The organism is Arthrobacter sp. Bi26 (genome assembly GCF_918697925.1).
GTDB lineage: Bacteria > Actinomycetota > Actinomycetes > Actinomycetales > Micrococcaceae > Arthrobacter.
Genome location: NZ_CAKKMF010000061.1, coordinates 1 through 11,674, shown reverse-complemented (window position 1 = coordinate 11,674; position 11,674 = coordinate 1). Strand labels below are relative to the sequence as shown.

The following is an 11,674-nucleotide window of genomic DNA, read 5'->3' as shown; positions in this document are numbered from 1 at the left end:
CCTCCTAGGAAACGGTGGCGATGAGGGACTTGAGGTCTGCGAGGTCCTGGGGTGCCAGGTTCTGCAGCGGCGGACGGACCCCGCCGGCGGAGCGGCCAATCGCGTCGAGGCCGCCCTTGACGATCGAGACGGAGTAGCCCTTCACCCGGTCGCGGATATCCAGGTAGGGGATCACGAACTCGTTCAGCTTCCGGTTCACGGCCACCCGGTCCTGGTTCCGGACGTCCTGGTAGAAGTCCAGGGCAAACTGGGGCACGAAGTTGTACATGGCGCTGGAATAGGTGCTCATGCCCAGCTGCAGCAGCGGGAGGGCGAACGTCTCCGCCGTCGGGAGGCCGCCGAGGTAGAACAGGCGGTCGCCGAGCTTGGCATACACGCGGGCGTCGTGCTCGAGGTCGCCCACGCCGTCCTTGAAGCCGATGAGGTTCTCGTGGCGGTCCGCCAGGGTGGCGACCGTGGTGTCCTTGTAGATCGCGTTCGCACGGTTATAGATGATGACGCCGAGGGACGTGGACCGGCAGATGGCGCTGACGTGTTCGATCAGGCCGCCCTGGTCCGCCTCGGTGAGGTAAGGCGGGAGCAGCAGAATGCCCTCGGCGCCGGCCGCTTCCGCGGCGCGGGCGTTCTCGATGGCCTGGGCGGTCGATCCGCCGGCGGAGGCGAGGACCGGGACGGTGCCGCCGACTTCCTCGACGGCGGCACGGACAACGCGCTCGGACTCGGACGGGGTCAGCGAGAAGCCCTCACCGGTTCCGCCGGCCGCGAAGAGGCCGGCCACCGGGAAGCTGGCCTGCCAGGCGAGGTGCTTGCGGTAGTTCTCCTCGTCGAACTGCAGCTGTGCATCGAACGAGGTGACGGGGAAGGAGAGCAGGCCGTCCTTGAGGACGTTCGCCAGTTCCTGGGGTGTGTACTTTGCCACGGTGTGGTCCTCCGGGTGAGCGCCGAGTCGGCGGGGAAGTGCGGTTCCCCTTCAGACTAGGTTTGGTGCCTCATGCCTGTCCAAGTGCATTATTGAATGCATTGATACCTTGAGTGCATTGCAGCGGCTCCTAGTCCAGTTGGAAGTCCAGGCGGCCGAGAAGCCGTGACAGGGCGGGATTGCTCACCTTCCGGCTCCAGATGGCATGGAGCTCCACGGGTTCGCCATGGCTGCTGGCCAGCGGGAGGAATTCGACCCCCTGGATGCCCAGCACCGTGGCGGACCGGGGCACAAAGGCGACGCCACGTTTGGCCGCCACCAGTGAGACCATCGTCAGGATCTGGCTTACGGTGTGGACCACGTTGCCGTGCTGCACCGGCACCATGCGGACCACGAGGTCGTAGAAGTACCGGGCCTGCAGCGGCGAATGCATGATCAGGGCCTCGTCCTTGAGGTCCTCGTTCCTGACAATGCCGCCGCGGCGGGCCAGGGGGTGGCCGGCCGGAACGGCCACCATCATGGATTCGCGGTAGAGAAGCCGCGAGTCGAAAACCTCCTTGTCGAAGGGTGGGCGTGCCAGCCCCAGGTCCAGTTCTCCCGTTTCGAGGGCCTGGATCTGTTCGCCCGTCACCATCTCCTGCAGGTCGACGTCGACGTCGGGGAGGATCGCCGAAATCTCCTCCAGCAGCGGCCCCAGGATACTGAACCCGCTGGCGGCCGTGAAGCCGATGCGCAGGAGGCCGGAGCGGCCCGACGCGATGCGGCGGGCGGTGACAGGGGCCCGTTCCGCGAGGGCCAGCAACCGCCTGGCTTCCTCCAGAAAGGCGGTTCCGGCCGGGGTCAGTTGGACCTTCCGGTTGTCCCGTTCCAGCAGTTCGGCGCCGACGGCCTTTTCCAGTTTTTGGATCTGCCGGCTCAGTGGGGGCTGGGTCATGTTCAGCCGTTCCGCCGCGCGGCCGAAGTGAAGCTCTTCTGCCACCGCGATGAATCCTGCCAGCTGGTCAAAGGTAAACATGATGCCTTCCCGGTATCACTCGATGCATATTTGGGCTTAGACATGCATCATAGCCGCTCCCTACACTCGACACAGCGAACCGGCAGTGACGCGGTTCACATGCTTCCGGGGCGCTGGCCCTGACCATCAATGAGGAGTTTCAATGATGCACTTCCCTTCGCGCCGCACCGTACTTGGAGCGGCATCGGCCGTCACGCTCTTGGCGCTGACGGCCTGCGGCAATGTTGCCGGCGGCAGTACCGATTCTTCAAAATATCCGAACGGGCCCGTAAGCCTCACCGTGGGCCAGGCCGCCGGCGGCAGCACCGACCTGATTGCCCGCGCCATCTCCGAGGGCGCGTCCAAAACCCTCGGCGCCCCGATGCCCGTGGTGAACAAGCCGGGCGCCAACGGCGCCCTGGCCACGAAGGAAGTGGCCGGCAAGCCTGCCGACGGCCAGAACCTCCTGCTGGTCACGGCGTCCCTGGTCACGATCACCCCGTTGGCGGTCACCGCGGATGAGGCCGTCAACATTGACGACCTGGACATCATCGCGGGCCTGTCCCAGGACGACTACGTGCTGGTGGCCAGCAAGGCCTCCGGCTTCAACAGCATCAAGGACCTGACCGGAGCCGGACGCAATATCACCTTCGGCACCACCGGCGTGGGTACCGGCAGCCAGTTGGCACAGACCGTCCTCTTCAAGCAGGCCGGCGTCAAGGGCACCGATGTTCCGTTCGACAGCGGCAAGCCGGCCCTCACCGCGGTCCTCGGCAACCAGGTCGAAGTCTCCACCATCCAGCTCGGCGAAGCCATGCCGCAGATCAAGGCCGGGAAGGTCGCACCGCTGCTCGTGTTCTCGGAGGAGCGGAACTCCTTCCTCCCGGACGTGCCCACGGCCAAGGAATCCGGTTACGACGTTCCCGTGGCGCAGTACCGCGCCGTCGCCGCTCCCAAGGGAACCCCCAAGGACGTGAAGGACAAGCTGCTCGCTGCCATCCAGGAGACCTTCAAGTCAGATTCGTACAAGGAATTCAACAAGAAGAACATGCTGACCCCGAAGGAAATCTCCGGCGAGGAAGTCGTCACCCAGTGGAAGGACTACGCGGCTAAGTACAAGTCGCTGGTGGAGAAGTACGACATCAGCCTCAGCGGGACGAAGTGATCCCAGTGTCGTCATCACCTGCAGTGCCCGCCGGAGGGGGAAGCCGCCCGGCCGCCCTTTCCGGCGTGGACGCCGCCGAGACTCCTGCCGACGACCTGCTGGAGGACCTGACGCCGGAGCAGCTCGCTGCGCAGTGGGAGGACGAGAAGCCGCCCGCCGCCGGAGCGCTGGCGAATGCGGCGTCCTCCCTGGTGGTCCTCGGCGTCGGCGCCGGAGCCATGGTCCTGTCCGTTGCGATGGGCCTGGGCACTCCGGCGGCGCCGGAACCCGGGCTGTGGCCGTTCATGATCAGCTGCGTCATGGTGGTCCTGGGACTCTTCCAGTTGATCCTCGGGCGGCACAACCGGGACGCGGAGAAGTTCACCCGCATGTCCGCCGCACCCCTCACGGGGCTCGTCACCCTCGCCGCCATGGTCGCGCTGATGCCGGCCATCGGCTTTGAACTGCCCGCTCTCGTCCTGTGTGTCATCTGGATGCGCTTCCTCGGCGGCGAAACGTGGCGCTCCACCCTGCTGGTAAGCGCGATCGTCGTGGCGGCGTTCTACGGAATCTTCGTCCTTGCACTCAACACCTCCATTCCCCACCTCTTCTAGGAGAACCCCGTGGATTTTCTAAATCCCGTGATCAACGGATTCGTCGTTGTCCTGGAGCCGAGCAACCTCCTGTACTGTCTGATCGGCGTCGTCATCGGCATGTTGATCGGTGTCCTGCCCGGTCTGGGGCCCGCGGCAACCATCGCCATCCTGTTGCCGCTGACCTATAACGTCGAACCCGTCACCGCCATCATCATGCTCGCGGGCATCTTCTACGGCGCACAGTACGGCGGCACCATCACCTCGGTGCTCCTCCGGCTTCCCGGCGAAGCGTCGTCGGTGGTGACCGTCTTCGACGGCTACCAGATGGCCAAACAGGGGAAGGCCGGCACCGCACTCGGCCTGGCATCCATCGGCTCGTTCATCGGCGGGACCGCCTCTATCATCGGCTTGACCTTCCTCGCCCCCGTCGTGGCGAGCTTTGCCCTCGACTTCGGTCCGGCAGAATATTCGGCACTCGCGCTGCTCGGCATCCTCTTGGTGGCCACCATCAGCAACGGTGCCAAGACCAAGGCACTCATCGCCGCCGCCGTCGGCTTGCTGCTGGCAACGGTCGGCCGGGACATCTTCACCGGCGAAAGCCGCTTCACGTTCGGCAACCTGGAGCTGGCCGACGGAATCGATTTCGTGCCGATCGCCATGGGCGTCTTCGGCCTGGGAGAAATCCTCTACAACCTCGAAGAGCGTCACCGCGCCGCCAAGGCACCGTCCAAGGTCACCAACGTCTGGCCGTCACGCACAGACTTGAAGCAGGCCTCCGGCGCGATCGCCCGCGGTTCGGTCCTCGGGTTCTTCCTCGGCATTCTGCCCGGCGGCGGCGCCACCATCGCATCGATGGCTTCCTATGCGATGGAGAAGAAGCGCGCCAAGCAGCCGGAACGATTCGGCAAGGGGGCCCCCGAAGGCGTCGCCGGACCGGAAACCGCCAACAACGCCGCTGCAACGTCGTCGTTCATCCCGCTGCTGACCCTCGGAATCCCGGCCAACGCCACCATGGCCCTGATGTTCGGTGCCCTGCTGATCCAGGGAGTGACGCCGGGCCCGCAGTTGGTGGAGCAGGACCCCGGGCTGTTCTGGGGCGTCGTGAACTCCATGTACATCGGCAACATCCTGCTGCTGATCATGAGCCTGCCCCTCGTGGGAATCTTCGTAAAAATCCTCCGCGTCCGGGCCGCGATCCTGGCCCCGGTCACCGCCCTCATTACACTGCTCGGTGCCTACACCATCAACAACAGCATGTTCGATGTAACGCTCGTCGTGGTGTTTGGGATCGTCGGGTACCTGATGAAGAAGTTCGGCTTTGAACCCGGTCCGCTGGTCCTGGCCTTCGTCCTCGGATCCCTGCTGGAGAGCTCGCTGCGCCGTTCACTACTCGTGTTCGGCGGCGATCCCACGGGCTTCTTCACCCGCCCCATCTCCGCGACGCTGCTCACCGTGTTCGTCCTGGTAGCCGTGCTCCCGGGCATCCGGACTCTGCTGGCGAAGCGGACGACGGCACAAAGCGAACAGCCCATCACCACGAAAATCAAGGAGAAGGTATGAGTATCATCGTCGGTTTCGTCCCCACACCGGCAGGGGAGGCCGCGCTGACCGCCGGTATTGCCGAAGCCATGCTCAGGAATGAAGACTTGGTCATCGTCAACTCCGCACGCGAAGGCGCCCTGGTAGATAAGTCCGTTGCCGCCTCCGACATCCTGGAGCAGGCCGGCCGCCGGGCCACGGAGGCCGGCATCAGGGCAACGGTGATCCAGCCGCCGTACCGTGACGACCTCGCCGATGAATTCCTTGATGTCGCCCGCGAAGTCAACGCATCCCTGATTGTCATTGGCCTGCGGCACCGCTCACAGGTCGGCAAATTCATCCTGGGCAGCCACGCCCAGCGCATCCTCATGCAGGCGGACCGGCCCGTCCTTGCCGTGAAGGCGGACGGGGCCCTCTCTTAGCCGGCTGAGTCTTGGCCGGCTGAGCGCGGCCGCCCGGATCGTGTAAAACGGATCCGCCCTCCATTCCACAAGTCCGGTTTCTCATGAGAAGGTGTGAGTTCTTATGAAAAAGATCGGGTTTCTGTCCTTCGGCCACTGGGGCGACGTCCCCGGTTCGCGTGTGCGTTCCTCCCGGGACGCCCTTCTGCAGGCAATTGAGTTGGCCGTGGCTGCGGAGGAAGTCGGCGTCGACGGCGCGTTCTTCCGGGTTCACCACTTCGCCGAGCAGCAGGCCTCGCCGTTCCCGCTGCTTGCAGCGATTGCCGCGCGCACCTCTCGCCTTGAGATGGGCACCGGAGTCATTGACATGCGGTACGAGAACCCGCTCTACATGGCCGAGGAGGCCGCCGCCGTCGACCTCATCAGTGGAGGAAGGCTGCAGCTCGGGGTCAGCCGCGGTTCGCCCGAAACGGTGCTGGCCGGCTACGAGGCCTTCGGACACCTCCCGGCAGGGGAAGAGTCCGACGCCGACATGGCCCGCCGGCATACCGAGCGCTTCCGGGACGCCATCTCCGGGGCGGGCCTTGCCGTGGCCAATCCGCAGGTCAGCGGGCACAGCGGGCTGGTCCCGATTCAGCCGCTGTCAGCAACGCTTCCGGAACGGATCTGGTGGGGTGCGGGAAACCGTGCCAGCGCCCGGTGGGCCGGGAAGCAGGGTATGAACCTCATGTCCTCGACCCTGCTGACGGAGGACACCGGAGTTCCCTTCGACCAACTGCAGGCCGAGCAGATCGCGGGATTCCAGGAGGCCTGGGCAGCGGCCGGACACCCGCGCACACCGCGGGTGTCCGTCTCGCGAAGCATCATTCCGCTGATCGATGACGAATCCAGGCGATACTTCGGGCTGCGCGCGCAGGCCGACGCCCGGGACCAGGTGGGCTACCTCGACGGCGGGCTGGCGCGCTTCGGGCGTAGCTACATCGGTGAACCCGACCGCCTGGTGGAGGAGCTCGCCCGGGACGCGGCCGTGGCCGCGGCAGACACCTTGCTGGTCACCGTCCCCAATCAGCTCGGCGTGGACTTCAACGTCAGTCTGCTCGAGGCGATTTCCCGCGACCTCCGGCCCGCCTTGGGCTGGGATTGACGACGGCGGCCGGCCTTCGTCGGAGCGCGCTAGGCGGCGCTACTGCTGGTGGTTCCGTGGCCGGCGTCGATTGCCGCCGCAACCAGGCGGTCGAAACTCGCGGTCCCGTTCTCCGGAGGGATCACCGTGAAGACCGCAACCCACTTCTCGGGGGCATGTTTCTCCAGCGTTGAAGCCCGGGCCACATGCAGGTTCAACCCGGGTACGCCGCTGACAAGGAGCGGAAGCTGCTCGCCGCTCTTGGTCATGTGCCGGAATTGCCTGACGGAGAGTTGGTCGCCAGGGCTGCTGGTGACCTCGGCGAGGGTGTCATTGATCCTCTTCGTCAGCCCGCGAAGGAAGCGTCTCTGGGCCGTGACCGTGCGCACCGTAAGAAGGGCGGCGAAGATGAGGGTAAACAACACCAAGGCACCGAAACTCCTGAGGATGGACACGAAGATCATCAGGAACAGGCACAGGATCAATCCCAAAATACTGGACAGGATGAACTTGGTTACAGGGCTTTCGCCCGGCTTCTTTGACCAGCGAACAACAGCGACGATGTCCTTTCGGGGCTGATCTCGCCTAGAAATTTCCATGATTAGTACCCCTTCACTTCCATGAGCGCCTCGGCCAGGATGATTGCCTCGCGTGCTTCCTTGAGATCGCTCAGCAAACCCATATCGGGAATGGCTCCGGTGGCCACGGTGGAGCCGGCGAGTTCAGAAAAGATGCTGCTCAATTTTTCGCGGTCCTGAGACAGCGTCCGGGACGACGTCAGCTTGATTCTGCTCAGCTCAAGCTCCAGCAGTGACTTGTCGATGGCCTCGCGACGCCCTTGCATGACGGCCAGCTTTTCGGTGACACGCTGGACACGGCCGCGGAGCATCGATTCCATCTTTCCTGCCACAACGTGGAGCTCGCACAGCGCGGTGTAGGACTGGGGCGACCCGGAGTGTGCGGCGAGCTGCGCACTGACGTAATGGCGCCGTCGTTCCCATTTCCGGACGGCGGACTCAGATGGACCCAAGAGGAGCGAAACGGCTGCCAGTGCTTTGTCCAGCGACGCGGCCCGGGTGCTCAGGCTCGTTGTGGCGGCGTCCAGCCTCGACAGGAACGCGTCGTAATTGTCATGCGGCTGGGCGCTGTCAGTATTCACGAGCCACTCGCGTGCGGTGTCGCGATTCACTTCGCCGGAAATTGCCCCGGTCTCTCATGGCAAGAGGATAGAGGCTCCGGGCCCGATGGCATAGGGTGCGGATTTAGGTCCAGCACATCGCGGGCCAAATCTAACGACACGGCGCACGATCAAACCGGGGGAAGCACGGGGTCCGGGTCGCGGACGGGGTCCGGGGCGTGGACTGCGTCCGGGTCATGGACTCCGGCGGCGTCGGGAAGGCAGCGGCAGGGTAGTATCCGGCGACCTGCAACATGTAGTTCGCCCACTGCGGGCCGGCGAGCATGTACCCGTCTATGGCCTTGTAGAACTTGCCGTTGACGGTGATGTTCTGGCCGGGCCGCTTCTGGCCTTCCAGGGCGTCGCCGAAGAAGGAAGCGGTGGCGAGGCCGGACGTGTAGCCCACTACCCAGGTGGCGCCGTTGGTATTGGAGGTGCCGGTCTTGGCCGCGGTCGGAAACCGTTCTTGGACCTTGGGCTTGATGTAAACGCCGGACCCGCGCTTGAGCACGTCCTGCAGCACGGCGTTCACACCGCGGGCGACCTCGGGCTTGATCGCACCATGACAGGCGCTGGTCTCGGCCGGCAGCTTCTGTCCGGCCGCGTCCGTTACCGCCGTGATGGCAATGGGTGTGCAGTACTTGCCGTCATTGGCGAAGGTGGCAAACGCATTGGCCAGATGGAGCGGGGCCACGCCAATGGCACCGAGCAGATTGCCCAGCTGGTGCATGTTCACCCGGGCGTTGTCCACGCCGCTGTGGATCCCGGCGGCGTCCACCATTTTCTGGATGCCGCAAAAATCGAGTTGGGCGGCTTCGGCGAAGGTGGCGGTGTTGATGGAGTTGTACAGTCCGTAGTCCACGCGCATGCTGCGGTAATATCCCGGGTCGTTGTTCTGGAGATCGTCCGCCGCGCCGAGATGCTTCTGGCTCGTGCTGTACGCACCGAGCACCCTGCCGCAGCTTGACCTCCACCGAAATCCGAGGGGATAGGACCGCCGGGAGGCGTCCACCATGGCGGCCAGGGACTTGCCCTCGTTGAGCCATTCCGCGAACGTGAACGGTTTCATGGTGGAGCCTGGCTGGAACCCGCCGGCGCCGTTGAGATCGTTGCCGTTGGCATCCTTGGAATCGACATTGAAGTTGAGCTGGGTATCGAATTTCCCGGGCGCCGGGAGGAAGACGGTGTTTTGCGCCATGGCCAGGATCTTGCCCGTGCCGGGCGCGATCGAGACCATCGCGGCGCCCCACTTGTCCGGGTTGGCGCCGGCAGTGGCATCGACCTGCTCCTGCGCGGCCAGTTGGAGCCGGCTGTCCAGGGTGGTGCTGATGGTGAGGCCGCCGCGGAACAGCTTCCTCTCGCGCTCGGCAACATCCGCGCCGTAGGCCGGGTTGTTGAGGATGAGGTGGGAAACGTAGTCGCAGAAGTACGGGGCCATTTCCGCGCCGGCGCATCCCTGCCTCCCGGGGGTGATCGTAAGATCCACCGGGGCGGCGACGGCGGCATCATGCTGCGCCTGCGAGATGGCGCCGTGGCTGAGCATTCTGCCGAGAACCTGGTTGCGTCGCTGGACGGCGTTTTCCGGGTGCACGTCGGGGTTGTAGAAGCTGGGGCTGTTCACGAGGCCGGCGAGCAGGGCAGCTTGCGGCAGGGTCAGGTCCTTGGCCGTGGTGTTGAAGAAGTAGCGGGACGCGGCTTCAATGCCGTAGGCGTCCCGGGCGAAGAACACGATGTTCAGGTATCCCTCAAGGATTTGGTCCTTGGTGAACCTCTTCTCCAATGCGACAGCGAGCTTCATCTCGCGAATCTTGTCGGCCATGCTCTTCTGCCCGTTGAGGATAATTTGATCGCCCCTGTCGGCAGACACGAGGGATTCATTGAGCACGTTGGTGACGTACTGCTGGGTCAGTGTGGAAGCGCCCTGCCTGCCGCCGTTGGTCAGGTTGGACACCAGCGCGCGGAGAATCCCCTGGGGGTCGATGCCGGAGTGTTCGTAGAAGCGGCGGTCCTCGATCGCGACGATCGCATCCTTGATGTACGGGGACATCTGGTCGAGCCTGACCTTAACACGGTTTTCCGCGTAGAAGGTGGCGATCGGTTTTCCGTCGGCGCTGAGCACCCTGGTCGACTCCGACGGCGGATCAACGGTCAGTTCCGACGGGAGGTTGTTGAACAATACGATTGATTCTTTGACGGCGACGCCGGTCGCGGCCACGGTGGGGACCAGGAGGCTGGCGGCCAGGACACCGCAGACCGCGCTCGCGGTCAAGAACCAGAACAGCCTCCAAAGGGTCGAGGCTAGTAGGGATCCGGTGCGTTTCCTGGGCGCCATGGTGCCTGAACAGGCTAGGTCAACGAGTCGATGGCGACGGTGATCGCAAGGAAGAGCGGGACGTCCTCGCCTTCCGCGACTTCGACGCCGTAGGACTCACGAACGCGGAACCATTTCTTGGAGATCGTGGCGACCGTGTGGCCGTCGCGCTCTATTTCGTACTCGTGGTCGACGATGTTGCCGTGCGCCTTCATATCGGCGCCGTCCTTCACGTCGATGGTGAAGCGGTCCCGGAGCCCGATCAACGCCTTGTGGACCGTCGCTGCGGTGTCGTCGCCGCGCTCGACGGAGACCTTGTCCCGGATCGAGAGCTTGCGCTCCTGGATGCGGGCCACCTCGTTTCCGGACGCGTCCTCCAGGACGAAAGTGTCCCGGATGCGGACGGCCTTGCCATTGACCTTGTAGGCGCGTCTGCCCTGGTCGTCTTCGATCCAGAAGTCATCCCCAATCGACAGCAGTTTCTCGCGCATCTGATACCGCTGGCGGCTGGGTTCGTCACGCCGGTGCCGTATTAGTCCCATGCCCTGACCATAGGGCCGCTTCCCCGGCCTGCACCTCACCCGAATCGGATGGTCCGGGGGAGGACCGGGGAAGCGGCGTCAGATGCCGGTCAGGTGGCCGGGATCACCAGGCCCTTGAACTTGGACTGAATGAAATCCTTCATGTCCTGCGAGGTCAGGATCTTGTACAGCTTCTGCACGCGCGGATCATCCTTCATCTCCGCCTTCACGGCCAGGACGTTGTAGTAGGCGCTGTCCTTGCCCTCGACCAGCAGCTGCTTGTCGGCGCTCAGGCCGGCGGGAAGGGCAAATGCCAGCGTCACGATTGCCGCGTCCTTGTCATTGAGGGCCTGAGGCAGGCTGGCGTTTTCGATCTCCGTGAACTGGAGGTTTTTCGGGTTGGCTTTGACGTCCTTGAGCGTGATCGGTTTGTCACTGACTTCGATCAGTCCCTTGGACGCCAGCAGTTTCAGGGCCCGGGCCTCATTGGTGGGGTCGTTGGGGATGGCGACCGAGGCGCCGTCGGGAAGGTCCGCGAGGTTGGCCACGTCATTGGAGTACAGGGCCATCGGCGGCAGGTACACCTTGCCAACGCTGACGAGGTTCTTGCCGGAAGCCTTGTTATAGGTCTCCATGAAGGTGGTGTTCTGGAACAGGTTGGCGTCGATGTCGCCGTCACTCACGGCCGCGTTGGGCGTGTTGTAGTCGCTGAACTCCTTGTACTCCACGGTGAGGCCCTGTTTGGGGGCGAGCTCCCGCTGGACTTGCTTCAGCATGTCCCCGGCGGGCACCGCGAGGGCACCGACCTTGATGGTCTCGGCGGCGCCGCCTTGGCTGGCGGTGCTCGCGCCGCAGGCGGACAGGGCGAGGATGGCGGCCGCGCCGGTTGCGGCGGCCTTCAGGATTTGTGCACGGAACATTGGAACTCTTTCGCAGAATGGGATGGGGT

12 protein-coding genes are annotated in these 11,674 nt (G+C 64.5%); 5 read left to right on the top strand and 7 right to left on the bottom strand.

Features of this window, described 5'->3' with window-relative positions; genetic code table 11:
- Nucleotides 1–4 precede the first annotated feature (4 nt).
- Together kdgD and LQV16_RS15830 are read right to left on the bottom strand one after the other, a co-directional pair.
- Complete coding sequence (gene kdgD / locus LQV16_RS15835; RefSeq protein ID WP_229994860.1) at nt 5–919, bottom strand: 5-dehydro-4-deoxyglucarate dehydratase; 915 nt, start codon at nt 917–919, stop codon at nt 5–7.
- A 130-nt stretch (nt 920–1,049) separates the two neighbouring features.
- Entirely contained in the window at nt 1,050–1,934 is an 885-nt protein-coding gene (locus LQV16_RS15830) for a LysR family transcriptional regulator (RefSeq protein ID WP_229994859.1), read from the bottom strand.
- Nucleotides 1,935–2,076: 142 nt separating this feature from the next.
- Here LQV16_RS15830 and LQV16_RS15825 point away from each other — a divergent pair, with 142 nt between their 5' ends.
- From LQV16_RS15825 to LQV16_RS15805, 5 genes are all read left to right on the top strand, one after another.
- Nucleotides 2,077–3,078 carry a tripartite tricarboxylate transporter substrate binding protein gene (locus tag LQV16_RS15825; protein ID WP_229994858.1) on the top strand — a complete coding sequence of 334 codons (1,002 nt, stop codon included), beginning with the start codon at nt 2,077–2,079 and terminating at the stop codon, nt 3,076–3,078.
- 5 nt (nt 3,079–3,083) lie between these two features.
- Entirely contained in the window at nt 3,084–3,671 is a 588-nt protein-coding gene (locus LQV16_RS15820; RefSeq protein WP_229994857.1) for a tripartite tricarboxylate transporter TctB family protein, read from the top strand.
- 9 nt (nt 3,672–3,680) lie between these two features.
- Nucleotides 3,681–5,213, top strand: coding sequence for a tripartite tricarboxylate transporter permease (locus LQV16_RS15815; protein ID WP_229994856.1), 1,533 nt, complete (start codon nt 3,681–3,683; stop codon nt 5,211–5,213).
- Nucleotides 5,210–5,614: a universal stress protein gene (locus tag LQV16_RS15810; protein ID WP_229994855.1), complete on the top strand. Its 405-nt coding sequence runs from the start codon at nt 5,210–5,212 to the stop codon at nt 5,612–5,614. Before LQV16_RS15815 ends, LQV16_RS15810 begins: the two co-directional genes overlap by 4 nt.
- Nucleotides 5,615–5,717: 103 nt before the next feature.
- A complete protein-coding gene (locus LQV16_RS15805) occupies nt 5,718–6,737 on the top strand; it encodes an LLM class flavin-dependent oxidoreductase (protein ID WP_229994854.1) in 1,020 nt (339 codons plus the stop codon).
- A gap of 29 nt (nt 6,738–6,766) precedes the next feature.
- Here LQV16_RS15805 and LQV16_RS15800 read toward each other — a convergent pair whose 3' ends face one another.
- The 5 genes from LQV16_RS15800 to LQV16_RS15780 all read right to left on the bottom strand — a co-directional run bounded on the left by LQV16_RS15800 (nt 6,767) and on the right by LQV16_RS15780 (nt 11,645).
- On the bottom strand, nt 6,767–7,315 hold the full coding sequence (locus LQV16_RS15800; RefSeq protein WP_229994853.1) for a hypothetical protein: 549 nt from the start codon (nt 7,313–7,315) through the stop codon (nt 6,767–6,769).
- Nucleotides 7,316–7,317: 2 nt separating this feature from the next.
- Nucleotides 7,318–7,875 (bottom strand): hypothetical protein, encoded by a 558-nt coding sequence (locus LQV16_RS15795; protein ID WP_229994852.1) that lies wholly within the window; start codon nt 7,873–7,875, stop codon nt 7,318–7,320.
- A gap of 130 nt (nt 7,876–8,005) precedes the next feature.
- Nucleotides 8,006–10,225, bottom strand: coding sequence for a transglycosylase domain-containing protein (locus tag LQV16_RS15790; protein WP_229994851.1), 2,220 nt, complete (start codon nt 10,223–10,225; stop codon nt 8,006–8,008).
- Between the two features lie 14 nt (nt 10,226–10,239).
- Nucleotides 10,240–10,746: an LURP-one-related family protein gene (locus LQV16_RS15785; RefSeq protein ID WP_229994850.1), complete on the bottom strand. Its 507-nt coding sequence runs from the start codon at nt 10,744–10,746 to the stop codon at nt 10,240–10,242.
- Between the two features lie 89 nt (nt 10,747–10,835).
- The gene (locus LQV16_RS15780; protein ID WP_229994849.1) at nt 10,836–11,645 is read right to left on the bottom strand and encodes a MetQ/NlpA family ABC transporter substrate-binding protein; all 810 of its coding nucleotides are present in this window, start codon (nt 11,643–11,645) and stop codon (nt 10,836–10,838) included.
- Nucleotides 11,646–11,674: the final 29 nt, after the last annotated feature.